Source organism: Amycolatopsis sp., assembly GCF_025464955.1.
Lineage (GTDB): Bacteria > Actinomycetota > Actinomycetes > Mycobacteriales > Pseudonocardiaceae > Amycolatopsis.
The window spans coordinates 1-3,525 of sequence record NZ_JAODNM010000049.1 but is presented as its reverse complement, the minus strand read 5'-3'; the positions used below and the strand labels follow the sequence as shown (position 1 = coordinate 3,525).

Annotated in this window: 1 protein-coding gene; it reads right to left on the bottom strand. The window is 67.9% G+C overall.

The window, feature by feature from the left end:
• A partial coding sequence (locus JWQ81_RS10520) for a type I polyketide synthase (protein WP_297540098.1) occupies nt 1-3,442 on the bottom strand: 3,442 nt, incomplete at its 3' end.
• Nucleotides 3,443-3,525: the final 83 nt, after the last annotated feature.

Sequence of the window (3,525 nt, the reverse complement as noted above, 5' to 3'; positions counted from 1 at the left end):
GCGCCTCAATCGGATCGCCCAGCGTGGTGCCCGTGCCGTGCGCCTCGACAACGTCCACATCGGACGGCACGAGACCGGCGCCTGCCAGCGCCTGCCGGATGACCCGCTGCTGCGACGGACCGTTCGGCGCGGTCAGACCATTCGACGCGCCATCCTGATTCACCGCGGAACCACGCACCACAGCCAAAATCTCGTGCCCATTGCGCAGCGCGTCCGACTGCCGTTCCAACACCAGCAGACCCACTCCCTCCGACCAGCCAACCCCGTCCGCGGTGTCCGAGAACGCCTTGGAACGACCGTCCGGAGCCAAGCCACGCTGACGCGAGAAGCCGACGAGAGCTCCCGGCGAAGACATCACCGTCACACCGCCGGCCAGCGCGAGTGTGCATTCGCCGCCGCGCAGGGCCTGCATCGCCCAGTGCATCGCGACCAGCGACGACGAGCATGCGGTGTCGACCGTGACCGCGGGTCCCTCGAAGCCGAAGGTGTAGGCGACACGACCGGACGCGACACTCGGCGAGCTGCCGGTGACTGTGGAGCCTTCGATGTCCGCGCCCTCAAGGAGTGCCGAGTAGTCGTTGTACATGACGCCGGTGAACACGCCGGTTTGGCTGCCACGCAGCGACGCCGGGTCGATCCCGGCCCGCTCGACCGCCTCCCAGGTGGTCTCCAGCAGCAGGCGCTGCTGCGAGTCGGTGGCCAGCGCTTCCCTCGGACTCATGCCGAAGAACGCGGGATCGAACTCGGGGGCACTGTGCAGGAACCCGCCCGACTTCGTGTAGGAGGTTCCTGGGTGATCAGGATCGGGGTTATAGAGCGCTTCGACGTCCCAGCCTCGGTCCGTGGGGAACTCCGTGATCGCGTCGGTGCCTTCGAGCACCAAGCGCCACAAGTCCTCTGGGGAACTCACCCCGCCCGGGTAGCGGCAGGACATGCCGACAATGACGATCGGGTCGTCCGTCGTCGTGACTATCGACGGCAGCTGCGCCACCGCGACGGTGTTCGCGCCGAACAGCTCCGCACGCAGATACCCGGTGAGCACCGCCGCGTTCGGGTAGTCGAAGACCAACGTCGCCGGCAGCCGCAGGCCGGTCGCGGTGCCCAATTGGTTGCGCAGTTCCACCGCGGCCAGCGAGTCGAAGCCCAGATCGCTGAACGCCTTCGCCGGATCCACGGCTTCGGCGCCAACGTGACCCAGGACGACGGCCACTTGCCCGCGCACGAGTTCCAGCAGTGCCTCGGTCCGCTCGGTTTCGTCCAGCAGCGACAACCTGCGCACCAGCGCCGCCTGCGATCCGGACGCTCCCGCGGCAGCCGCCCGCCGTGTCCGCGGCACCATGCCCCGCAGCAGTGCGGGGAGCTCGTCAGCACGGTCACGCAATGCCAGAGTGTCAACCCTGATCGGGATCACCGTTGCGCGGTCCGAGTCGAGGGCGGCGGCGAACATCGCGAGTCCCGCGTCGTAGGACAGGGCCGGAACTCCCTGAGTCGCCATCCGCGCGCGGTCGACTTCGGTGAGGTACTGACCGAGTCCGGCGCCGACGTCCCACAGCGAGAACGCCATCGACGTCGCCGGCAACCCCTCGGACCGGCGCAGGGTGGCCAGTCCGTCGAGGAACACGTTCGCGGCCGCGTAGTTGGCCTGTCCGGCCGTCAGGACGAGCCCACCCGCGGACGAGAACAGCACAAACGCCGCCAGGTCCATGTCTCGGGTGAGTTCGTGCAAGTACCAAGCGGCGTCCGCCTTGGGAGCCAGCACCGAGTTCACGCGCTCGGGGGTCAACGACCCGATCAGACCGTTGTCACCGACACCCGCGGCGTGCACCACACCGGTCAGCGGCCGCTCGATCCCGCCCAGCAGGGCGACCAGCGCATCCCGGTCCGACACGTCACAGGCGACGACGTGGACCTGCGCGTCCAGTTCGGCGACCAGCTCCGCGGCACCCGCGGCCGCCATGCCACGGCGGCTGGTCAGCACCAGGTGCCTGACCCCACGTTCCGCGACCAGGTACTTGGCCACCACCGCGCCCAGACCACCGGTGCCGCCAGTGATGAGCACGGTGCCTTCAGGATCGAACGTCACCTCGGATTCCCCGGCAGGCACCGGCACCAACCGCGGCACCAGCACCTCGTCACCGCGAATCGCCACCTCAGGCTCACCCGAAGCCACCACGGCGGCCACCATCCCAGCGCTGACATCGCCGTCGACATCGATCAGCACGAACCGGCCAGGGTTCTCCGCCTGCGCCGACCGAACCAGACCCCAGACAGGAGCCTGCACCACATCAACCTCAGTAGTGGCAACGGCATTGCGGGTAACGATGACCAACTGCGATCCGGCGAGGCTTTCATCAACAAGGGATTCCTGTACGACACCCAACACCTCGTGCGTCAACAACCGCACTGCCGCAGGCACTTCACCTGCAGGTGTCGCACACTCGAACACCTGGAAACTCGGCGCATCGGCGGCCGTGGCGGAAATCGTGACGCGGTTCCAGTCGATGCCGAACAGCGGATCCTGTTTGGTGCCTGCCGTTTCCAGCTGCTCCTCCGACACCGGACGACCCACCATCGACCCCACCGAGAGCACTGGGCGGCCCATCACGTCGGCGACGGAAAGCGAGAGCCCGTTTTCCGTCGCCGGCGTCAGCCGCACACGCACTTCGGCCGCTCCGACCGCGTGCAGGGAGACGTCGTTCCATACGAAGGGAATCACCGTCTGCTCGCCGGTTCCGACGAGGATCGCGGCATGCATCGTGGCGTCCAGGAGCGCGGGGTGCAGACCGAACCGACCGGCCTCGGTAGCTTCCGGCAGCGCCACCTCGGCGAACAGTTCCTCGCCGTTACGCCAGACCGCCTTGAGTCCCTGGAACACCGGGCCATAGCCGAATCCGCGCTCCGCGAAGACCTCGTAAGCGCCCTCGACGCTGACCGCCTCGGCACCTGCGGGCGGCCACTGCTCCAGATCGAACGTGGCGTCCACGGAGGCTTCGCCGAGGAATCCTGCCGCGTGCTGGAGCCAGATCTGGTCCACAGCGTTCTCCGCCCGGGAGTGGACGCTCACCGGGCGCCGACCGCGGTCGTCGAGCCCGCCGATGACGACCTGAACCTGAACTCCGCCCTGTTCGGACAGCACCAGCGGCGCGGCGAGCGTCAGCTCCTCAAGAACCGCGCACCCGACCTCCTCGCCCGCTCGCAGGACGAGCTCCACGAATCCGGTGCCCGGCAACAGCACCGAGCCCAGCACGGCGTGGTCGGCGAGCCACGGATGCGACCCGACAGACAACCGACCGATAAACACGGCGCCACCGTTGTCCGGCGACCACACCACCGCACCCAGCAGCGGATGATCGAGAGATCCCACACCGACGGAACCGAGATCGCCGGCGCCGTTCGTGGCGTTCAGCCAGAACTGCTGATGCTGGAACGCATACGTCGGCAAATCAACACGACAAGCACCCGTCCCCGCGAAGAACCCCGCCCAATCCACCTTCACACCGCTGACATGCAAACGAGCCAACGCCG